Annotated in this window: 16 protein-coding genes and 1 pseudogene; 7 read left to right on the forward strand and 10 right to left on the reverse strand. The window is 72.8% G+C overall.

The features are described from left to right. Positions 1 to 8 precede the first annotated feature (8 nt). Positions 9 to 773, forward strand: coding sequence for a sirohydrochlorin chelatase (locus tag ACH4KB_RS11265; protein WP_398065723.1), 765 nt, complete (start codon positions 9 to 11; stop codon positions 771 to 773). Positions 774 to 813: 40 nt separating this feature from the next. On the opposite strand, the gene ACH4KB_RS11270 is transcribed toward ACH4KB_RS11265, so the two are convergent. The 7 genes and pseudogenes from ACH4KB_RS11270 to ACH4KB_RS11300 form a co-directional block, all read right to left on the reverse strand. Next, positions 814 to 1,221 (reverse strand): DUF4440 domain-containing protein, encoded by a 408-nt coding sequence (locus ACH4KB_RS11270; protein ID WP_398065724.1) that lies wholly within the window; start codon positions 1,219 to 1,221, stop codon positions 814 to 816. After that, positions 1,214 to 1,762, reverse strand: a complete 549-nt coding sequence (locus ACH4KB_RS11275; RefSeq protein WP_398065725.1) for a DUF1697 domain-containing protein — start codon at positions 1,760 to 1,762, stop codon at positions 1,214 to 1,216. Before ACH4KB_RS11275 ends, ACH4KB_RS11270 begins: the two co-directional genes overlap by 8 nt. Positions 1,763 to 1,960: 198 nt before the next feature. After that, positions 1,961 to 3,163 carry a S8 family serine peptidase gene (locus tag ACH4KB_RS11280; RefSeq protein ID WP_398065726.1) on the reverse strand — a complete coding sequence of 401 codons (1,203 nt, stop codon included), beginning with the start codon at positions 3,161 to 3,163 and terminating at the stop codon, positions 1,961 to 1,963. 566 nt (positions 3,164 to 3,729) lie between these two features. After that, a pseudogene (gene mgt, locus ACH4KB_RS11285) lies at positions 3,730 to 4,966 on the reverse strand (macrolide-inactivating glycosyltransferase). An 18-nt stretch (positions 4,967 to 4,984) separates the two neighbouring features. After that, positions 4,985 to 6,283: an ABC transporter substrate-binding protein gene (locus ACH4KB_RS11290; protein WP_398065727.1), complete on the reverse strand. Its 1,299-nt coding sequence runs from the start codon at positions 6,281 to 6,283 to the stop codon at positions 4,985 to 4,987. Then, on the reverse strand, positions 6,283 to 7,197 hold the full coding sequence (locus ACH4KB_RS11295) for a carbohydrate ABC transporter permease (RefSeq protein WP_398065728.1): 915 nt from the start codon (positions 7,195 to 7,197) through the stop codon (positions 6,283 to 6,285). The genes ACH4KB_RS11290 and ACH4KB_RS11295 overlap by 1 nt, the downstream gene beginning before the upstream one ends. A 26-nt stretch (positions 7,198 to 7,223) precedes the next feature. After that, positions 7,224 to 8,237 carry a carbohydrate ABC transporter permease gene (locus tag ACH4KB_RS11300; RefSeq protein WP_398065729.1) on the reverse strand — a complete coding sequence of 338 codons (1,014 nt, stop codon included), beginning with the start codon at positions 8,235 to 8,237 and terminating at the stop codon, positions 7,224 to 7,226. A gap of 142 nt (positions 8,238 to 8,379) precedes the next feature. Between ACH4KB_RS11300 and ACH4KB_RS11305 the strand changes: the two genes are divergently transcribed. The 4 genes from ACH4KB_RS11305 to ACH4KB_RS11320 all read left to right on the forward strand — a co-directional run bounded on the left by ACH4KB_RS11305 (position 8,380) and on the right by ACH4KB_RS11320 (position 12,675). Beyond that, on the forward strand, positions 8,380 to 9,246 hold the full coding sequence (locus ACH4KB_RS11305; RefSeq protein ID WP_398065730.1) for a phosphotransferase enzyme family protein: 867 nt from the start codon (positions 8,380 to 8,382) through the stop codon (positions 9,244 to 9,246). 106 nt (positions 9,247 to 9,352) lie between these two features. After that, positions 9,353 to 10,447 (forward strand): CdaR family transcriptional regulator, encoded by a 1,095-nt coding sequence (locus tag ACH4KB_RS11310; RefSeq protein WP_398065731.1) that lies wholly within the window; start codon positions 9,353 to 9,355, stop codon positions 10,445 to 10,447. 172 nt (positions 10,448 to 10,619) lie between these two features. Further along, the gene (locus ACH4KB_RS11315) at positions 10,620 to 12,047 is read left to right on the forward strand and encodes a GntP family permease (protein WP_398065732.1); all 1,428 of its coding nucleotides are present in this window, start codon (positions 10,620 to 10,622) and stop codon (positions 12,045 to 12,047) included. Positions 12,048 to 12,162: 115 nt separating this feature from the next. Next, positions 12,163 to 12,675, forward strand: a complete 513-nt coding sequence (locus tag ACH4KB_RS11320) for a hypothetical protein (protein ID WP_398065733.1) — start codon at positions 12,163 to 12,165, stop codon at positions 12,673 to 12,675. Positions 12,676 to 12,717: 42 nt separating this feature from the next. Here the strand turns inward: ACH4KB_RS11320 and ACH4KB_RS11325 are convergent, their stop codons facing one another. Further along, positions 12,718 to 13,428, reverse strand: a complete 711-nt coding sequence (locus ACH4KB_RS11325) for a 3'-5' exonuclease (protein ID WP_398065734.1) — start codon at positions 13,426 to 13,428, stop codon at positions 12,718 to 12,720. Positions 13,429 to 13,722: 294 nt separating this feature from the next. Next, complete coding sequence (locus ACH4KB_RS11330) at positions 13,723 to 14,958, reverse strand: SAV2148 family HEPN domain-containing protein (protein WP_032790987.1); 1,236 nt, start codon at positions 14,956 to 14,958, stop codon at positions 13,723 to 13,725. Between the two features lie 395 nt (positions 14,959 to 15,353). Here ACH4KB_RS11330 and glgX point away from each other — a divergent pair, with 395 nt between their 5' ends. Together glgX and treY are read left to right on the forward strand one after the other, a co-directional pair. Further along, positions 15,354 to 17,483, forward strand: a complete 2,130-nt coding sequence (gene glgX / locus ACH4KB_RS11335) for a glycogen debranching protein GlgX (RefSeq protein ID WP_398065735.1) — start codon at positions 15,354 to 15,356, stop codon at positions 17,481 to 17,483. Between the two features lie 79 nt (positions 17,484 to 17,562). Next, a complete protein-coding gene (treY, locus tag ACH4KB_RS11340) occupies positions 17,563 to 19,935 on the forward strand; it encodes a malto-oligosyltrehalose synthase (RefSeq protein ID WP_398065736.1) in 2,373 nt (790 codons plus the stop codon). A 19-nt stretch (positions 19,936 to 19,954) separates the two neighbouring features. On the opposite strand, the gene ACH4KB_RS11345 is transcribed toward treY, so the two are convergent. Continuing rightward, positions 19,955 to 20,977: a cytochrome P450 gene (locus ACH4KB_RS11345; protein ID WP_398065737.1), complete on the reverse strand. Its 1,023-nt coding sequence runs from the start codon at positions 20,975 to 20,977 to the stop codon at positions 19,955 to 19,957. Positions 20,978 to 21,085 lie beyond the last annotated feature (108 nt).

A 21,085-nucleotide genomic window follows, 5' to 3' on the forward strand; every position in this document is an offset into this window, starting at 1 on the left:
GCTCTCCCATGACGCACCCCACGCTCCTCGTCATCGCCCACGGCAGCCGCGACCCGCGGCACGCCGCGACCGTGCACGCGCTCACCGAGCGGCTCCGGGCCGAGCGCCCGGGGCTGCGCGTGGAGACCGCGTACCTGGAGTTCAACGCCCCATCCGTGCCCCGGGTGCTGGAGCGCCTGGCGGCGGCGGGGACGGACGAGGTCGTCGCCCTTCCGCTGCTGCTCACCCGGGCGTTCCACGCGAAGACCGACATCCCCGCGGTCCTGCGCGAGGCCCGCGCCCGGCTGCCGCGGCTGCGCATCCGGCAGGCCGGCGTGCTCGGCCCGTCCCCGCTGCTCGACGCCACGCTGGGGCGGCGGCTGCGGGAGGCCGGGATCCGTCCCGGCGACATCCCCCGGACCGGGCTCGTCCTGGCCTCGGCGGGATCCACAGACCCGGAGGCGATCGCAGTGATCGCTGAAATCGCGCGGGAGCTGCGGCACACCGGTTGGTGCGCCGTGCGGCCTGCGTTCGCCTCCGCTGTTCGTCCCGGTGGCATCTCCAGCACCGAGGGAGCCGTACGGGCGCTGCGTGCCGAGGGTGTGCGCCGGGTGGCGGTGGCCCCGTACGTCATCGCGCCCGGCCGGCTCCCCGACCGCATCGCGTCCGGCGCCGAGGCGGCCGGGGCTGACGTACTGGCCGATGTGCTGGGCCCCGCACCCGAGTTGGCGCGGCTGCTGCTGGACCGGTACGACGAGGCGCGGGTGACGGAGCGGGCCTCGCTGTCGGCCTGAGGTCTCGGGGCGGGGGGGGCGGCTCTCGGCCGATCAGCGATCAGACCTCGGCGAAAGGGCCGTCGAGGGGGTTGCCGGGCGGGCCGTCGTCGAACGGGGTCGCCTGGTGGAAGTAGAGCCGCCAGCCCTGCGGGGTCCGCCGCCACAGGGAACTGCGGTGCGAGTGGACGCCCTTGGACTCGGTGTCGAAGGTGAGGTGCACCAGGTCGGCGCAGAGCTGCGCCCCTCGCATGCGGGAGGCGGTGAGCGGACCGGGGCGCGGGGCGTCGGCGGCGGTGAGCGAGGCGATGATCGTCTCCCGGGTCCAGAGCCGGCCGGTGGTGCCGATCTCCCGGAACTCGGGGTGCAGCAGCGAGGCGAGGAGCTCGGGGGAGGCCCGTACCACCGGGTCCAGCAGGCGCAGCTCGCCCTCGATCGCCGCGGCCACGGCGGGCGACGGCTCAGCCACGGGTCAGCTCCACGAGTTTCGCCACGGTGTTCCAGTTGCGGCTGGTGGCGGTGAGGCCCTTGACGTGGCGGGGGCGTCCCAGCGCGACCGCCAGCTTGGAGCGGCCGAGCCCGTCGGGGGCGTACAGGTACAGGCAGCGGTCGCCCAGCCGGAACTCCTCCGGCAGGAAGCCCCCGGCCTCCAGGCCCGCGAAGCGGTCCGCGTCCACGGGCCGGTCGAAGAAGGTGACGTGGAGTTGCTTGCCCTCCAGCTCGGCCGCGGGGAAGGGGCAGGCCTCGGCGACGGCGGCGAGATAGCCGGCGTCGCGGACGAGGCAGTCGACGGCGAATCCGAACCGCCGGTGCAGGGCCTGCTCCAGGGCGGCGGCCAGCACGTCCTCGTCGTCGGTCTCGCTCCGGAAGACCGCGTTGCCGCTCTGCAGATGGGTGGCGATGCCGGTGTGGCCCAGTTCGGTGAGCACGGTGCGCAGTTCGGGCATGGGGACCCTCTTGCTGCCGCTCACGTTGATCCCCCGCAGCAGCGCCGCGTACGTCGTCGTCATGGCCACCCACCCTAGGCCCTCACACGCGGATCCGGCCGGATTGGCCGGATCGGGGAGCGGGGCCCGGCCGATCGCCGGGCGGGCCGGCAACGACGTGGCCGCCGCGCCCCGTGGGGGAGAGCGCGGCGGCCACTGTGCGCGGGGCCGGGCGGCGGGGGTGTGACCACCGCCGCCCGGCGTCCGGTCGGAACCGGGGTACTACTCGACGACCTTGAGGAGCTTGTTGGCCGTGCCCTCGGTGGCGTTGCTGATGGCGTCCGGGGTGGCTCCCCCGGTGAGCGCCGTGGCGACGGCCTCCGGGGTCGCGTCCTGGTTCCCCGCCAGGTAGACGGCGGCCGCGCCGACGACGTGCGGGGTGGCCATGGACGTACCGGAGATGGTGTTGGTGCCGGTGTCGCTGTCGTTCCAGGTGGACGTGATGTCCGAGCCGGGGGCGTAGATGTCGACGACCGGCCCGTAGTTGGAGAACGACGACTGCTCGTCGGCCTCCGTGGACGAGGCGACGGTGATCGCCTCGGGGACGCGGGAGGGCGAGCCCTGCCCTGCGTCGCTGGACTCGTTGCCGGCGGCCACGCCGAAGGTGATGCCCGCGGCGATGGCCTTCTGGACGGCCTCGTCGAGGGCGGGGTCGGCGCCGCCGCCGAGGCTCATGTTGGCGACGGACGGGCCCTTGGCGTTGGCGGCGACCCAGTCGATCCCGGCGATGACCTGCTCGGTGGTGCCCGAGCCGTTGTCGTCCAGGACGCGGACGGCCACGATGTCCGCCTTCTTGGCGACGCCGTGTGCTGCCCCGGCTATGGTGCCCGCCACGTGGGTGCCGTGCCCGTTGCCGTCGTCGGCGTCGTCGTCGTTGTCGACGGCGTCGAAGCCGGAGGTGGCCCGGCCCTCGAAGTCCTCGTGGGTGACGCGGACGCCGGTGTCGATGACGTACGCGGTGACGCCCTCGCCGCCGGCGTCCGGGTAGGTGTAGGCGTTGTCGCCCGCGGTCCCGGTCTGGTCGATCCGGTCCAGACCCCACGACGGCGGGTTGTCCTGGGTGGCGTCGATGCTGAACTTCTTGTTCTGCACCACCTTCGCGACGGCCGGGTCGGCGGCGAGACGCTTGGCCTCGGTCTCCGAAAGGCCGCTGGCGGAGAAGCCGTTGATGGTGGAGGAGTAGGCGCGCTTGAGCTTGCCGCCGTACTCCTTCGCGAGCTCGGACTTGTCGGCCTTCTTCTCGTCGAGCATCACGATGTAGCTGCCGGACACCGCGGTCGCGGCGTCCGCGCCGTAGACCGTGCCCATGGGAGCCGGTGCGGCTCCGGCGTACGAGGTGCCGAGAAGGGTGACTCCGGCGGCGGCCGCCACGGCGGTGATCGCGGCGGTCAGCTTCATGCGACGGGTGCGCTGGTGCTTGGCCATGAAGAGGGGTCTCCTCGTCAAACTCTGTGGGGGGATTGGCCCTCGGCCGGAAGATCTCCGGGGGCTGGCTCGAAACCCTGACCGATTGACGAGCACAGATCAAGGCCCCCAGGAGGGTGCGACCTGCTCAACAAGGTTCCGTAAGAGGAATTCGGCCATGGCTGGTCACCACGGCCGCGGAGCGCCGACCGCTGTCCCGGCCGCCCGGATCGACCGGCCCGGGTCTACCCCGCGAGCGCGCACCGCCTCGCATAACGCCTGTTCAGAGCCGTACTTGAAGCGTCGGACACCGGCCGTCCGGCCGCCGCCGGGGGGTCGCCGGGGCCTGTGGGGCGGGAGTGACCGGACGTGAAGGCCCGTGAAGGTCCGTGAAGGTGTGCGCGAGAGGGGTGAACACCCGGCCCCTGGTGTGAAATCGCGAGGGCGTGCGTGCAGATGCGCCGACCGGATCCTGCGCGACAGGGGCTTCACAGAGCCGGAACACGGACGTCCCGCCCCGGAGAACCGCTGGTCGCGGCAGTCGGGGCGGGACGGAGAACGTCCGGATAGCGCTCAGGCGGTTCCGCTCAGCGCGACAGTTCGGCCTCGATGAGGTCGGCGGCCCGCTGGGTGCCGCCCTCCCGCGCCATCTGCTCGCTCAGCCGCCCACACCGGGCGGCCACTTCGGGGTCGTCCACCAGGGCGAGCACGGCCTCGCGCAGGCTCGCGGCGTCGGCCTCGTCCATCGGGAGGTGCCGGGCCACCCCCAGCGACTGGAGCATGTCCGCGTTGCCGAACTGGTCGACGGCCTGGGGGACGGCGACCATCGGGGTGCCGGTGGCGAGCCCCTCCTGGCTCCCGCCCGCGCCGGCGTGGGTGATGAAGGCGTCGGCCTGCTTGAGGACGGCCAGTTGCGGCACCCAGGTGCGGACCTCCACATTGCCCGGTACGTCTCCGAGTTCGGCGGGGTCGACGTGGCTGCCGATCTGGAGCACCACGTGCCAGCCGGGCAGGCCACCGAAGGCCTCGACGCACTCCCGGTAGAACGCGGGCTGCTTGGTGAAGGAGGAGCCCAGCGACACCAGCAGCACCTTCTCGGCCCCGGCCGGCCGGGCCCACTCCCCCTGGTCCGCGCGGTCGCCCTGACAGGCCCCGACGAAGGTGTACATCTCGCGGTTGACCCGGTCCGCGTTCGGCTGGAGCGCCTCGGGGATCAGGACGATGCCGAAGCGCGGGCGGGCCACGAAGTCGTCGCTGGGGACATGGCCGAGGCCGTTCTCGGCGAGCCAGTCGTCGAAGCGCGCGTAGTACGCCTTGCCGCGGTCGGTCTGCTTCAGCTCGGCGGTCATCGGCTCGCCGACCTCCTGCTCGTATCCGTCCCAGGGGACCAGGTTGGGCCAGAGGGAGACGGCGGGGACGCCCCAGCGGTGGGCGAGGACCCGGGCGGGGTAGGAGGTGATGTCGTGCAGGACGAGGTCGGGCTCGTCGCCCGCGAAGGCCTCGGCGAGCTGCGGGAACGCCTGGAGCGCGTCGTCGAGGAAGGGTTCGATGTTGTCGATCAGTTCGGTGCCCCAGGCGTCGGGGTCGTCGTCGGTCGGCAGGGTCGAGGTGTAGATCACCGGCCGGGCGCCGGTGGCGGCGACCTTCTCGGCGAAGGAGGCCGGGATGGCGTAGCTGACGCGGTGTCCACGGTCGACGAGTTCGCGGATGACGTCGAGGCTCGGGTTCACATGTCCGTGGGCGGCGATGGAGAACATGGCGATGTGGGCACGCGGGGATTCCGTCATGCCGCACACCGTAAGCGAGACGAGACGTCTCGTACAACCTCTTTCCCGGCCGGGATCAGCGCTGGTAGCGGGCCAGCACCCGGTTTCCGTCGTCCACCAGCCGTTTCCGCAGCTCGTCGGTGTCGATCGCGCCGCTGTAGTACTCCTGGAGGGCGGGGGTGGCCACCTTGTCCTTCCACTCCGGGTAGCCGCGCACCGACTGGGCGGGCGCCGGCCGCAGCCCCCGCGCGAGCGCGGTGCCGACGGCCCAGCCGTGCTCGGTCGTGCTCAGCGACGGGTCGGCCAGGGCCTGGGTGCCGGTGGGCAGCATCCAGTCGCCCCGGGCGAGGCGCACCATGTTCGGCGGGCGCAGCAGGAAGTCGATGAACGCGACGGCCTCCTTCTTGTGCGGGCTCTCCTCGGCGACCGACAGCGTCTGCGGGCTCACGCCCTGGACCGCGCCGCCCGCGCCCGCGGGCATCGGCAGCACCGTCCAGTCGAACCCCTCGGGCGCCTGCTGAATGATCTGCTGGCGGTAGGAGAAGCCGAGCGGGAGCATCGCGTACTTGCCGCCGAAGAACCCGGGGAGCGCGTCCGACCCGCCCATGCCCAGCGCGCCGCGGGCGGCGCTGCCGTCGGTGTTGACCTGGTCGCGGATGGTGCCGGTCACCACACCGTCACCCTGCTCGAAGCGCAGGACCGCCTTGCCGTCGTCGTCGCGGTGGAAGAGCTGTCCGCCGCCGGACAGCCCCAGGTTGAGGGTGACGGAGACCGGCTCCTTCAGCGGCCAGGCGACCCCGTACCGCCCCTGGCCCGTCAGCTCGTCGGTGACCTCCCGGAACTCCTCCCAGCTCCAGGGGTGCTCCGGGGTCGGAATCCGCGCGCCCGACGCCTTCAGCAGCTCCGTGTTGGCGATCAGGACCCGGGGCTCCTGAAGGAAGGGCACCCCGTGGACGCCCTCGCCGAACGTGGTGGTGCGCCAGGACTGTTCGGGGATGTCGGCCTTGAGCCGGTCGGGGAGGAGGGGGCGCAGGTCGGCGAGGTAGCCCCCGTACGCGAAGTCGGCCAGGTCGTCGGAGGCGTCGTGGATGACGTCGGGGGCCTCGCCGCCCTCGAAGGAGGTGAGCAGCTGGTCGTGGACGCTGTCCCAGCTGCCCTGTACGTAGTCGACCTGGATGTCGGGGTGGGCCGCGTTCCACTCCTTCACCAGTTGCTTGTTGGCGTCGACGGACTCCTTCTGCCAGGCCAGCGACTGGAACCGGAGCCGGATCGTGCCGTCCGCGTCCCGCCCGTCGTCGCCGTCGCCGGAGCAGCCGGTGAGCAGCAGGGCCAGTACGGCGACGGCGGTCGCCGCCCGCCGGGCCGCGCCGCGCATCAGCTCTTCACCGCCCCGGCCGTCATCCCGCCGGTGATCCGCCGCTGGATGAGGGCGAAGAGGACGAGGGAGGGGAGCGTGGCGAGGAAGGCGGCGGCGGCGAGCGGGCCGAGGTCGGCCACGCCCTCCGCGCCGAGGAAGTGGGTGAGGACGACCGGCAAGGTCTGCTTCTCCGGGGTCTTGAGCAGGACGAGCGCGAAGAAGAACTCGTTCCATGCGGTGATGAACGCGAACAGCGCGGTGGCGACGATCCCCGGGGCGAGCAGCGGGGCCACGACCGAGACGAGCGTCCGCACCCGGCCCGCCCCGTCGACGGCGGCGGCCTCCTCCAGCTCGGTCGGCACGGCCCGTACGTATCCGGCGAGCATCCACAGCGCGAAGGGCAGCGACCAGACGACGTAGACCAGGATCAGCCCCCAGAGGGTGTTGATCAGGTGCAGGTTCTTCAGGATCAGGAAGAGCGGGATGATCACCAGGACGAACGGGAACGCCTGGCTGACGACCACCCAGCCGGTCGCGGCGGTGGCGAGCCGGCCCCGGTGGCGGGCCATCACATAGGCCATCGGGGTGGCGATCACGACGGCGATCACGGCCGCGCCGACGGCGGCGATCAGGGAGTTGGCGGCGGCCTGGAGCAGCGGCTGCTCGTCGAAGGCCTGCCGGAAGTTGTCCAGGGTGGGCTGCTCGGGGATCCAGGTGGGGTGGAGCGAGCCCAGTTCGCGGGCGGGTTTGAAGGCGGTCGAGATCAGCCACACGAACGGGAACGCGAGGAAGACCAGGTACGCCAGGAGCGCCAGGTACTGAGCGGCCCGCGCGGGCGTGCTGGTGCGCAGCCCGGTCGACTCCCGCCCCGCCGGCCCACGTCTCGCGGGCCCGGCCCCCGCCGGCTTCCGCCTCATCGGTCCGCGCGACATCGGTCCGCTCCTCATCGGTCCTCGCCTCATCGGTCCTCGCCTCCCCTGAGCCGGCCGACGAGGTAGAGGGCGAGGAGCACGGAGATCACCGCGACCATCACACAGCCCATCGCCGCGGCGTAGCCGAACTGTCCGTAGCGGAAGGCCTCCTCGTAGGCGAAGAGCATCGGCAGCCGGGTCCGGCCGCCGGGTCCGCCGCTGGTCAGGACGTAGACCAGGGCGAAGGAGTTGAAGTTCCAGATCAGGTTGAGCGCGGAGATCGCGAGCGCGATCGGTTTCAGCGCCGGCCAGGTGACGGTACGGAAACGGCGCCACGCGCCCGCTCCGTCCAGGGCGGCCGCCTCGTGGAGTTCGCGCGGGGTGTTCTGGAGTCCGGCGAGCAGGGCCACGGTGGTCTGGGGCATGCCCGCCCAGATGCCGACGAGGATCACGGCGGGCAGCGCGGTGGCGAGGCCGGTGAGCCAGTCCCGGCCGTCACCGAGTCCGAGGTCGCGGATGGTCTCGTTGAGGATGCCCGCGTCCGGGTTGTAGACGAGCCGCCACATGATGCCGACGACGACCTCGGGCATCGCCCAGGGGATGATCGCCAGCGCCCGGGCCAGCCAGCGCATCCGCAGGTTCTGGTTGAGCAGCAGGGCGAGGCCGAGCGCCAGGAGGAACTGCGGGACGGTGACGCCGACCGCCCAGAGCAGGCCGATCCGGAACGAGTCCCAGAACAGGGTGTCGTGCAGCAGGTCCTGGAAGTTCAGGGTGCCGGTCCACTGGGTGGAGCGGGTGCGGCCGGACTGCGCGTCGGTGAAGGCGAGAGAGATGCCGTAGAGGAGCGGTCCGACGCTGAGGAGCAGGATCGGGATGAGCGCGGGGAGCACCAGGAACCAGGCGGCCCGGTCCCCGAACGCCTTTCGTTCCGGACGGCCCGGCCGTCCCGGCCGGCCGGAGCCCCCCGCACGTCCGCCGCGTCCGCCCTGCCCGTCCGGTCCGTTGCGCCCGCTGTGCGGGCCGTCCGGTCCGGACCGCTTCGCCGCGGTCACCGATGTCACGAAGTAGACCCCTTTGCCCCGTATCTCCCTGATGTGCCTGAGACGGACTTCATCCCGTTCCTCCTGCCCGGGAGGCCTCCGTCATCGTGCTGACGGGTCATCGGTTCGTCAAGGTGGCCTGCGGGGATGCAAAATCGCACCCATGGACGAGATGCGAGCGCGCGAGGTGCTGACGGCCGCCGGCTTCCCCGGCGCGGCGGAGCTGCTCGCGCTGGGCGAGAACGCGGTCTTCGCCGCCGGCGACCTGGTGATCAAGGTCGGCCGGGACGCCACCGGCCATCCCGAGCTGCGCGAGCGGGCGGAGCGGGAGGTGGCCCTCGCCGACTGGCTCGCCGCGTCCGGCGTCCCGGCCGTCCGCGCGGCCGAGCGCGGGCCACGCCTGGTCGAGGGCCACCCCGTGACGCTGTGGCACCGGCTCCCCGACCCCGTACGCCCCGCCGAGCCGCGCGACCTCGCACCGCTGCTCTCCCTGGTGCACGCGCTGCCCGCCCCGGCCGGCTTCACCCTGCCGCGCCGCGAGCTGCTGGGCGGCGTGGAGCGCTGGCTGAGTCTGGCGGGAGAGGCGATCGACCCGGCGGACGCCGACTACCTCCGCCGGCGCCGCGACGGCTTCGCGGCCGCGTCCGCCGCGCTCGTTCCGCAGCTGCCGCCGGGACCGATCCACGGCGACGCGCTCCCGCGCAACGTCCACGTCGGGCCCGACGGCCCGGTCCTGGTCGACCTGGAGACGTTCTCCGCCGATCTGCGCGAGCACGACCTGGTCGTCCTCGCCCTCTCCCGCGACCGCTACGGCCTCGACCCGGCGGCGTACGACGCCTTCACGTCCGCGTACGGCTGGGACGTCCGGGAGTGGGAGGGGTGCGCGGTGCTGCGCGGCGCCCGGGAGACGGCCAGCTGCGCCTGGGTCGCCCAGCACGCCCCGGCCAACCCGAGGGCGCTCGCCGAATTCCGCCGCCGGGTGGCCTCGCTGCGCGAGGGGGACGCGGCGGTTCGGTGGTATCCGTTCTAGCGCTCGACGACTCCCGTGGTTCCGGTGTCGGTTCCGGTGCCGATGCCGGGGTCGGTTCCGGCGTTGATGCCGGTGCCGGTCGGGGCGGCGACGGGAGGATCGGATGATGGACGGCGTAGCGGCTCAGGCCATCGTGGGCGACATCGTCGATCGGCTCGGCGTCCGGGTGAACGTCATGGATGGTCACGGCATCATCATCGCCAGCAGCGACCGGTCCAGGGTGGGCAGTCTTCACGAGGGCGCGCTGCGTGTGCTGCGGACGGGGCGCCTCTTCGCCGTCACCAGCGAAGAGGCGCACGCCCTGACGGGGACGCTCGCCGGAGTCAATCTGCCGTTGCGGCTCGGCGACGAGATCGTGGGCGTCGTCGGGGTGAGCGGCGACCCCGCGAGTGTGGGCGAGATCGCCCGGGCCATCGCGAGGATGGCCGAGCTCATGGTCGCCCAGCAGGCGTTCCTCGGAGAGGCCGGCTGGCGCCACCGCGTGCGGTTGCAGCTGATCGAGGACCTGCGCACCGGGGGTCTGACCGGGGCGGGCTGGCGGCAGCGGCAGCAGCTCGCGGGCTGCCGGGTGGAGCCTCCGTACCACCTGTTCGTGGTCGACGGGGTGACGTCACGGCCCGGCCGCGACCCCCTGGGCGACCCGGAGGACCCCGCGGAGCGGTACCGCCGACTGGAGGCGGACGAGGCCGCCACCATCATCGCGCCGGACACGAACGGCGTCCTCTGGGTGGTGGCCGGCGGGTCCGCCGGAATCGGGCTGCGGCACCGGATCGCGCTGCTGTGCCGGGCGGAGAGCGACATCGGATTCCTGGACGCGGGGCGCGCCGATGACTTCCCGACGCTCCTCGAACGGGCCGCGCAGGCCGGGTTCGCGCTGCGGCGGCGGCTGCGCGGTGTGGTGCACCTGTCGAGTCTGGAGCTGCCGGTCCTCCTCGCCAGGCTCGACCCCGGGACCCGGCGCGGTGCGGCGGCACGCATCGTGGGGGCGCTGCCCGAGGAGCTGCGCCACACCCTGCGGGTGTACTTCACGCACGACCGGAACGTGGGCGACGCCGCGACCGCTCTGAACGTCCACCGCAACACGCTGGCCTACCGCCTCGGACGCGTGGAGCACCTCACCGGCCGGGACCCTCGTGCCTTCCAGGACGCGGTGGTCCTCCAGGTCGCGCTGCACTTGCAGGAGCTGTCCGAGCCGGAGTGACCGGGATGGCGAGGTTCTTTCCGCGGGCGCTTGTGCACATGCACAGAGACGCCCGGCCAGGACCGGGGGAAGTTCGTCTGCCGAGCCGATGTCCCACGAGTGGGGCGATTCCTACAGTGCTCTCACGGACCGTTCGTTTCCCGAGCGTTCCGGTTTTCACCCAAGGAGTCCCATGAGCACCGCAGGACCGTCCCTGCTCGTCGCCCTCGCGGCAAGCATCGTCTTGATCATCGTTCTGTGCGGCCGGTTCCGGCTGCACCCCTTCCTGGCCATCGTCATCGCCACGTACGGCTTCGGTCTCGCGGCGATGGGCATCGGCTCGGCGACCGGGGCGGACAAACCCTTCGTCGACGACCTCGGAGCCACCATCGCCGAGGGGTTCGGCTCCATTCTGGCCGGCATCGGCCTGGTGATTCTCTTCGGGACGATCATCGGCAAGGTCCTGGAGCGCACGGGTGCGGCGGTCACCCTCGCCGAGGCCGTGCTCAAGGTCGTGGGCAAACGGCATCCGGCGCTCGCTATGTCGGTCATGGGCTGGGTCGTCTCCATTCCCGTGTTCTGCGACTCCGGCTATGTGGTGCTGTCCCCGCTCCAGCGGTCGATCGCCCGCAGGACCGGCAAGAACCCGGTCGTCCTGGGCACGGCGCTGGCCACCGGTCTGTACGCGTCGCACACCTTCGTACCGCCCACGCCGGGTCCCATCGCCGCAGCGGGGAACGTGGGCATCGGGTCGGACGGCCTGGTGTGGGTCATCCTCTTCAGCATCCCGGTCTCGTTGGTCGCCGCGCTGGCCGGACTGCTCTGGGCCCTGCGTCGCACCCAGGACCTGCGGAGTTCGCTGCCCGACGTCGAGGAGTCCTTCGAGGAGTACAAGGAGCAGTTCGAGCGGCTGCCGGGACTCGGCCGGGCGCTGGCTCCGATCCTCGTCCCGATCGTTCTGATGGCCACCGGCTCGGTCGCGGCCTTCCCCTCGGGTGACTCCACGCTCGTCGACGGCGCCCTCGGAGCTCTGCTCACGGACCTGGGCTCACCGGTGAACGCGCTGCTGATCGGTGTCGTCCTGGCACTCGCGCTGCTCCCGCCGCGGCGGGACGCCAAGGCGCTCACCACCTGGGTCGCCGAGGGCCTGGTCGACGCGGCGCCGATTCTCGTCATCACCGGAGCAGGCGGCGCGTTCGGCGCGGTGATCAAGGGCACTCCGCTGGCCGACTACATCGGCACCCTCATCGGGGACGGCTCGGCGCTGAAGGGAGTGACCGCCCTCCTGGTGCTGTTCGGGATCGCGGCGCTCCTCAAGACCGCGCAGGGCAGCAGCACCGCCGCGCTCATCATCACCTCCACCCTCGCCCACCCGCTGCTGCCCACGCTGGGCCTGGACGGAACGCTCGGCTCGATCCCCATCGGCCAGGTGATGGCGGTGCTGGCGATCGGCGCCGGCGCCATGGTGGTGAGCCATGTCAACGACTCGTACTTCTGGGTCGTCACCCAGTTCTCCGGAATGGACGTCAAGACCGCGTACCGGGCGCACACGGCGGCCACCCTGGTCCAGGGCCTCAGTGCGCTGGCCGCTGTACTCGTGCTCGGAGTCGTGCTGCTCTAGCCGGAGGGCGGAGCGGGCACTCAACACCTCCCCGATCGTGAGGGCCTCTTCGTGGGGTGTCCGCCGGAACGGCCCTCCTCGCACCGCCGGTCCGGCCCCTCTCTAGGTTGGCCTCATGGGATTCTTCGACAAGCTGACCGGAACCAAGCGCCCCGAGGCCGGGGCGGTGCCACGACCGGCCGGGGAGTTGCGGACGGCCCTCCTCGGTCTCAATGGGCCGGACGTCCCTTACATCATCAGCGACGGCGCGGCGCACGGCGCCGATCTGGTGGCGGAGTGGCGGATCTCCGAGCCCGCCTGGCAGCACATCTTCGTCCAGTCCCGGCTGACGCACGCCATCCGGATCCGGATGCGGCTGGCCGAGGACGTCCCCGAGGTGCGTGCGGTCGAGGAGAGTTGGGAAGTCACCCGCGTCGGGAATCCTCCGCGGCTCCAGACGTCGGCGACGTACACGCGCGGCGCGGGCAGGACCATCTCCCGCCAGTACACGCTCCAGCGGGGGGAGAACGGCCGCCTCGAAGCGACCGAGTCGTTCAGCTTCGACAGCGCGCAGCTGACGGGCCCCCTGCGGAACACCACTCTGAAGTCGGGCTGGACCTGGCGTGGAGTGATCTTCGGCAAGCTCTGAACGACCCCCCGGCGCCGACTTCCGCGTCCCGCCCGCCCCGGCTCAGCGGCTGCGCGGGATCACCGGCCAGGACGCCTCGACCACGGCCGTCGGGTCCGAGCGGCGCAGATAGGCCTGGAGCGATACCGACTGCTCGGCGGCCGCCCGGACCTGAAGGGCGTGCAGTTCGGCGGGCGGCAGGGTGCCGACGGGGCGGTGCCGCTCCCCCATCCGGCGCACCACGCGCACGGCGGCCACCGCGTCGGCGCTCGCCTCGTGGGCTCCGTCGAGGGTGACCCCGTAGTGGTCGCACAGTGCTTGGAGGGCCCGCTTGCCCCGGCGGTACTTGTCGACGTGCTTGTCGATCACCAGCGGGTCGATGACCGGCGAGGGCGCTCCGCCGACCCGCTCGTCGACCGACGCCAGCCCGTGCCTGCGGCACTCGCGGTCCAGCAGCGAGAGGTCGTAGCGGGCGTTCATCACCACCAGCGGGACGCCCGAGCGCAGCACTTCGGCGACCGCGTGGGCGATCTCCTCGACCGCCGGGGCGGCCCGCGACCCGTGCGTGCGGGCGTGGTCGGTGCCGATGCCGTGGATCGCCGAGGCCTGTTCGGGTATCGCGACTCCCGGGTCGAGCAGCCAGGTCCGCTGCTCGGCGACCGTCCCGTCCGCGTCCAGCCGGACCAGTGCGGCGGTGACGATGCGGTCGTTCTCGACGTCGGTCCCCGTCGTCTCCAGGTCGAAGCCGACCAGTGTTCCCCGGTGCCAGCTCATCCCGATACCTCCTTCGTGGTGCGCTCCCCCATGTGCTGACCACCTTCGCACGGACCACTGACAGAGCCCCGGGGAGGGCCACGACCGGCCACGGCCCGTCAGAAGGCCGGGCGGGCCGGTGAGGAGAGCCGGGTGGAGCCGTCGGGAGACCCGAGCGGGCCCGTCGGGGAACCGAGCGGGCCCCGGTGAGGAGAGCAAGGCGGGCCCGTGACGGGAACCGGGCGGGCCTGCCAGGGCCGGCGGGAACCGGGCGGGCCTGTCAGGGCCGGCGGGAAAGCGGGCCGGCCCGCTGGTTCAGGAGACCGGCCGGGAGTCCGTCCAGACCGATTCGAACTCCTCGCGGTATGTCTCGAACAGGCCGTGCTCGCTGTCCTGCCCCGCCCGCACCACCGTCCGCCGGCCCCCGCCGCGCAGCACCAGGACGGGCGCCTCCATGCCCCGGGCCCGCCGCAGATAGGGCTGGACGACGCCCACGGCGTCCGGGCCGTCACCGTCCACCAGGTAGGCGGTGAAGCGCGGGGTCTCGTCGAAGACCTGGATCTCGAACGCGCCCGGGTCGCGGAGCTTGGAGCGCACCCGGCGCATGTGCAGGATGTTCATCTCCACCGAACGGCTCAGCTCGCCCTTCTTGAGGCCGAGTTCCCGCTCCCGGCGGCGCACCGCGCTGCTGGCCGGGTTGATGAACAGCAGCCGGACCCGGCAGCCCGATTCGGCGAGCCGGACGAGCCGGCGGCCGGAGAAGTTCTGTACGAGCAGGTTGAGCCCTATACCGATGGCGTCGAGCCGCCGTGCCCCGCCGAAGAGGTCCTCGGCGGGCAGCTGGCGCTGGAGCCGGACCCGGTCGGGGTGGACGGAGACCACGTCCGCGTACCGGTCGCCGACCAGCTCCTCCACCGCGTCCACCGGCAGCCGGTCCGCGGAGGGCACCCCCGCCCCGCTGCCGAGGATGTCCAGGAGCCGGGCGGAGGCGCGCTCCGCCTGGGCGAGGACCGCTTCGTTCAGCGCGCGGTTGCGGGAGACGACGTTGCGCGCGACCTCCAGCTCGTCCAGGGCCAGCTCGACGTCGCGCCGGTCGTCGAAGTACGGCTCGAAACAGGGCCAGTGCTGGACCATCAGTTCACGCAGCTGCGGCAGCGTCAGGAAGCTGAGGACGTTGTCGTCGGCCGGGTCCAGCAGATAGCCCTTGCGGCGCGAGACCTCGCGTACGGCGACGGCGCGCTGCACCCACTCCTGCCCGGCCGGTCCCGCCGCGGCCACCACCCACTCCTCGCCGTGCACGGGCTCGTAGATCGGCCGGAGCACCGCGGCGACGACGGCCCGCAGACGTTGTTCGACCAGATTCAGCCAAATGTAGGCGCGTCCGGCCCGCTGGGCCCGGGTGCGCACCTCGTTCCAGGCCTCCGAGCCCCAGTCCAGCTCGGCGCCGATCTCCATGGGCTGCGCGAGGGACACCGCCCCGGGCGGGGCATCGGTCGATTCCCCCTCGTGACCTGCGTCACCTGGGGGCAGCTCGAACCCTCCCGAGCTCACCCGCGTACCGCCTTCCACTCCCCCACCCAACGATCAAGGAAGGGTACTCCGGGACCGTGATCCGACGCAGCCCGATGCGCAGGCGACTTTCTCAACTCCCCTGTGTACACGGCTTGTTCCTTGCGGCGAGATCGGGTGGAGTGAGCTGATTCATAGTGATTCGGGCCCCTGCCCCGGGGCGGGAACCGGACGCCCGCCGGGCGACGGGGTCCGGAAGCGCGTCCGGGGCGGCACGGGAGTGTCCGAAGTTGACCGGTGCGGTCCTGGTCCGGCGACGGGACCCGGCCGCACCGGGCGACGTCCTAGGTGAGCACCGTGTTTTCGGGGAGTATTCGGGAAGTATCGGGCCGAGGAAAACCACCGCACCCGGATCAGAAGTGGGAAGAGTCTTCATCATGCAGGTCTGGCCGGGACACGCTTACCCCCTCGGCGCCACGTACGACGGCGCCGGCACCAACTTCGCGGTCTTCTCCGAGGCCGCCCACCGGATCGAACTGTGCCTGTTGCACGACGACGGTTCGGAGACGGCGGTGGAGCTCCGCGAGACCGACGCCTTCGTGCGCCACGCCTATCTGCCCGGGGTGATGCCGGGTCAGCGGTACGGCTTCCGGGTGCACGGCCCCTACGAACCCCAGCGCGGGCAGCGGTGCAACTCCGCGAAACTGCTGTTGGACCCGTACGCCCGTGCGGTGGCCGGAAAGATCCAGTGGGGCGAGGAGGTGTACGGCTATCCGTTCGGCAGGCCGGACGCCCGCAACGACCTCGACTCGGCCCCCCACACTATGAGCTCGGTGGTGGTCAACCCGTACTTCGACTGGGGCGACGACCGCCGTCCCCGGACGGACTACCACCGCACGGTGATCTACGAGGCCCATGTGAAGGGCCTGACGATGCTGCACCCGGGGCTTCCGCCCGAGCTGCGCGGCACGTACGCGGGCCTCGCCCACCCGGAGGTGATCGCCCATCTGACCGAACTGGGCGTCACCGCGATCGAGCTGATGCCCGTTCACCAGTTCGTGCAGGACCACCGGCTTTCGGACATGGGGCTCGCCAACTACTGGGGCTACAACACCATCGGCTTCTTCGCCCCGCACAACACGTACGCCTCCTGGGGCGACCGCGGCGAGCAGGTGCTGGAGTTCAAGCAGGCGGTGAAGGCGCTGCACCAGGCGGGCATCGAGGTCATCCTCGACGTGGTCTACAACCACACGGCCGAGGGCAACCACCTCGGCCCGACGCTCTCCTTCCGCGGCCTCGACAACGCCTCCTACTACCGGCTCACCGACGACCAGCGCTACTACATGGACACCACGGGCACCGGGAACTCCCTGCTCATGCGGTCCCCGCACGTCCTCCAGATGATCATGGACTCGCTGCGGTACTGGGTGACCGAGATGCATGTGGACGGCTTCCGCTTCGACCTCGCGGCGACGCTCGCCCGGCAGTTCCACGAGGTGGACCGGCTCTCCTCGTTCTTCGACCTGGTGCAGCAGGACCCGGTGGTCAGCCAGGTGAAGCTGATCGCCGAACCGTGGGACGTCGGCGAGGGCGGCTACCAGGTGGGCAACTTCCCGCCGCTGTGGACCGAGTGGAACGGCAAGTACCGCGACACGGTCCGCGATCTGTGGCGGGGTGAGCCGCGCACCCTGGCGGAGTTCGCCGGGCGGCTCACCGGCTCCTCCGACCTCTACCAGGACGACGGCCGCCGGCCACTCGCCTCGATCAACTTCACCACCTGCCACGACGGCTTCACCCTGCACGACCTCGTCTCGTACAACGACAAGCGCAACGACGCCAACGGCGAGGAGAACCGGGACGGCGAGAGCCACAACCGGTCCTGGAACTGCGGCGCGGAGGGCGAGACCGATGATCCGGAGGTCCTGGAGCTGCGGGCCCGCCAGATGCGGAACTTCATCGCCACGCTGATGCTCTCGCAGGGCGTGCCGATGCTGAGCCACGGCGACGAGTTCGCCCGTACGCAGCACGGCAACAACAACGCCTACTGCCAGGACAACGAGCTGGCCTGGGTGCACTGGCCCGATCCGGACGGGAAGGCCGACGCCCCCTCCTCGACGCTGCTGGAGTTCACCCGGGCGATGGTGTGGCTGCGCCGGGACCACCCCGTCTTCCGGCGCCGCCGCTTCTTCCACGGGCGGCCGGTGGAGGGCACCCACGACGAGCTCTCCGACATCGCCTGGTTCACCCCGGAGGGCGAGGAGATGACGCAGCGGGACTGGCAGGCGGCCCACGCCAAGGCGATGACCGTGTTCCTGAACGGGCACGCGATCTCTGAGCCGGGGCCGCGCGGCGAGCGGATCTCCGACGACTCGTTCCTCCTGATGTTCAACGCGAGCGCCGAGACGCTGGAGTTCGCCGTCCCGGTCGGCCACGGGGAGCAGTGGCAGGTCGTCGTCGACACCGCGCGGCCGGAGGGGGTGGAGCCGGGGGCGGGACCGAAGGTCGCCGAGGGCGAACGGGTCACGCTGATCGGGCGCAGCCTGACCGTGCTGAAGCGGTCCGCCTGAGGCCGGACGGGCCGGGAGCGGGAGTGAGTGTTCCGCCCGGGGTGACACGGATCGTCCCGGGCGGGGTACGTAGGAGTCCATGACGCCCACCGCCACGTACCGGCTTCAGCTCCAGCCCGACTTTCCGTTCGCCGCCGCCGAGAAGGCCGTGCCGTACCTCGCCGCGCTCGGCGTCTCGCACCTCCACCTGTCGCCCGTCCTGGAGGCGGTCCCCGGCTCCCCGCACGGCTACGACGTGGTCGACCACAGCCGCGTCCGGGCCGAGCTGGGCGGGGAGGAGGGGCTGCGCTCGCTGGCCTCGGCCGCCCGGGAGCACGGGCTCGGCCTCGTCCTGGACATCGTGCCCAACCACATGGCGGCCTCGCCCCGGCACAACCGGCGGCTGTGGGACGTGCTGCGTGAGGGCCCGTCCTCCCCGTCCGCACGCTGGTTCGACATCGACTGGGCGGCCGGCGGGGGCCGGGTGCTGCTGCCGGTGCTCGCCGGGCCGCTCGGCGGAGAGCTGGAGCGCCTGACGGTGGACGGGGAGGTGCTGCGCCACGGCGAGCTGGCGTTCCCGTTGCGCGCCGGGACGGCGGGCCTTCCCCTGCCGGAGCTGCTGGACGCCCAGCACTACCGGCTCGGCTGGTGGCGCCTGGCCCGTACCGAGCTGAACTACCGGCGGTTCTTCACCGTCTCCGAGCTGATCGGGGTCCGCGTCGAACACCCGGAGGTCTTCGACGCCACGCACGCCAAGGTCCTCGACCTGCTCCGCGACGGGGTGCTCGACGGGCTGCGCGTCGACCATCCCGACGGCCTCGCCGCGCCCGCCGCCTATCTGGAGCGGCTGAACGAGGCCACCGGCGGCCGGTGGACGGTGGTGGAGAAGATCCTCACCGGCGACGAGCGGCTCCCGGCGGAGTGGGCGGTCGCGGGCACCACCGGGTACGACGCGCTGCACCGGATCGACGGGCTGTTCACCGACCCGTCCGGCGCGGCGGAGCTGCTCGGCCGCTACCGGGAGTTCGCGGGCCCGCCCGGCGACCGGGGCGGCGACTGGGCGGCGACGGTGCGCCGGGCCGCGTACCGGGTGGTGACGCATGAGCTGGCCGCCGAGACCGCGTGGCTGACCCGGCTCGCGGCCGGGATCTGCGGCCGGGACCCCGCGTTGCGCGACCACGCGCCCTGGGCGCTGCGGACGGCGGTCCGGGAGCTGCTGGTGCGGATCCCGGTCTACCGCCTGTACGTCACGGCGGGCGAACCGCCGACGCGGTTCGCCGAGGGGACGCTGACCGACGAGGCGGTACGGGACGCGAAGGCGGTGTTCTCCGTCCCGGAGGAGGCGACGGCCGTCGACGTCGTACGGGATCTGGCGCTCGGGCGGCTCGGCGACGGGGAGGAACAGGCGGCGTTCTGTGCCCGGTTCGCGCAGACCGCGTCCGCGCTGCACGCCAAGTCGGAGGAGGACACGGCGTTCTACCGGTACGTCCCGCTGATCTCGGCCACCGAGGTGGGCGGGGACCCGGGGCGGCCCGCGGTGTCGCCGGAGGAGTTCCACGCGTTCGCGGCGCGGATCGCGCGCGACTGGCCCGCCACCGGTACGGTCCTGACCACGCACGACACCAAGCGCAGCGCGGACGTGCGGGCCCGGATCGCGGTGCTGTCCCAGTGCCCGGAGCGGTGGGCGTCGCTGGTGGCGGAGCTGACGGCGGCGACCGGTGTGGCCGCCCCGGATCCGCAACTGGCCTGGGCGGCCTGGCAGTCGGCGTACGGCTGCGCGGAGCTGCCGGCCGAGGAGCTGTCCGAGCGGCTGGAGCCGGCGCTGCTGAAGGCGGTGCGGGAGGCGGGCCTGTTCACGAGCTGGACGGAGCCGGACCCGGCGTACGAGCGGGCGGTGGCGGACTTCGTCGCCGCCGGTCCGGGCAACGGGTCGGGCGTGGCCCGGACGCTGGTCGCCGAGTTCGCGGACGCGCTCGCCCCGCACGTGCGGGCCCAGGTGCTGGGGGCGGCGCTGGTGCAGCTGACCATGCCGGGGGTGCCGGATCTCTACCAGGGCACGGAGAGCGAGTACCTGGCCCTGGTCGACCCGGACAACCGGCGGCCTTTCCGGCGGCCGGAGTCCGGGGGCGAGAAGCAGGCGCTGACGGCGGTCGCGCTGGGGCTGCGGCGGGAGCTGCCACAGGTGTTCGGGGAGCCGGGGACGTACGCCCCGCTGACGGCGAGGGGCCCGGCCGCCCCGCACCTGGTGTCCTTCTGCCGTTCGGGCGAGGTGGTCACGGCGGTGACCCGGCTGTCGCTGCGGCTGGCCGAGGCCGGGGGCTGGCGGGACACGGTGCTGGAGCTGCCGGGCGAAGGCCCCTGGACGGATCTGCTGTCGGACTCGCCGGGCCGGGAGTTCGCGGGCGGCGCGGTGGCGGCGGCCGAGCTGTTCGCCGAGCGGCCGGTGGCGCTGCTGCGGCGGGTACGGGACTGAGCGGCCGGGGCCGTGACCGTCAGGACGGGCGTATGAGCAGGGTGCGCGGGCCACGGGTGAGCAGGCCGCCCGCCGCCGGGCGGAAGCCGTCGGCCCAGCGGATGCCGGGCATCGCCGTCAGCAGGGCGCGCAGGCCGTGTTGGGCCTCCAGTCCGCCGAGGAGCGCCGCGGGGCAGCCGGCCGGGCCGATGAGCAGCGGGTCGGCGTCGGCGCGCAGCGGGTCGAAGCGGTCGGGCGCGCCGAACCGGGCGGGGTCGCGGCCCGCCGCGCCGATGAGGCAGGCGACGGGTGCGTCGGCGGGGAGCGTGCCGCCGCTGACGGCCACCTCGGTACGGGTGCGGCGCAGCACGATCTGGACGGGTGGGTCGCGGCGCAGCGTCTCGGCCCAGGCCCGCCCCAGCAGGGTGGCGGCCCCTTCGCCTGCCGTCGCGGCGGCCGCCAGGTCGGGGTCGTCGAGCATGTTGGCGAGGAACGAAGCGAGGGCGTACTCGCGGAGCGCGGTGGACCCGGCGCAGCCCCCCGCTCCGCCGCCCGCCCGCAGGTGGTGGCCGCCCCGGGGCAGGCTGCTCAGGTCCGGGTAGGAGAGCCCGGCCGCAGCGGCGGCGGCGCCGGCGGGCAGCCAGCGGCAGAAGTCGGCGACCAGGTCCGCCCGGTCGCGCCCGGCGATCCGGCGGGCCAGGACGTACGCGGTCCGCTCGACGGCGGGTTCGGCGGTGCGGTGGGGCACGGCCGGGGGGACGCAGACCAGGCTGCCCCGGCAGAGGCCGAGCGGGACGGGGGCCTGCCCGCGCGGGGCCCCGTCGTGCGGGTAGCCGGTGAACCGGGGGTCGGTGAGGGCCAGAGCCACATCCGCGTACCGGCTCAGCAGCCAGGCGCCGAGGCCCGGGTCGTAGCCGAGGGGGTAGTCGGTGCGCAGCAGGCGGTAGAGGCGCAGCCGGTACGGGTCCGTGGTGGCCCCGGGAGCCAGCAGGCCCGGCTGTCCGCCCGCGAGCCGGTGCGGGCGGCGGGCGGCGGGCAGGGCGTCGGGGCGGTCGGCCGGCATCCCGCGCCCCCTGAGGTCGGTGCGCCGGCGGTCGGCGCGCGCCCTCTCAGCGGACCACCGCCGGGGGCGTACCGCAGTCGGCGTACGGCCGTTCGGGTGAGAGCGTGG

The sequence above is a fragment of the Streptomyces sp. NPDC017520 genome, assembly GCF_044329855.1.
Classification (GTDB): Bacteria; Actinomycetota; Actinomycetes; order Streptomycetales; family Streptomycetaceae; genus Streptomyces.